Raw genomic sequence first — 247 nt, 5'->3', positions numbered from 1 at the left:
ACAATAGGGGGAGAGCGATGAAGGAGTTGATGCTGTGCTTTCTGGCAGCTTTCGCGCTTGCGAGCTGCACGCCGACTCAACAGGGCGCCGGCATCGGCGCTGCAACTGGCGCAGTCGTTGGCGGCGCTCTCACGAACAATGTCCGAGGTGCGGCCGTTGGCGCGGCGATCGGCGGCGCGTCCGGGGCTGTCATCGGTAATGTCGCCGGTCGGCCCGGGCAATGCCGGTTCCGAGATCGTAGCGGTCG

At 66.4% G+C, this 247-nt stretch carries 1 protein-coding gene; it reads left to right on the top strand.

Going from position 1 to position 247, the window contains the following annotated elements:
• Nucleotides 1-17: 17 nt before the first annotated feature.
• On the top strand, nucleotides 18-247 hold a 230-nt coding region (locus tag ACPYOM_RS23350), incomplete at its 3' end, for a YMGG-like glycine zipper-containing protein (protein ID WP_481347800.1).

The sequence above is a fragment of the Monashia sp. HAY1-2A genome (assembly GCF_056755315.1).
Note: the sequence above shows the minus strand (reverse complement) of the source record. Positions and strands in the feature narration are given on the sequence as shown.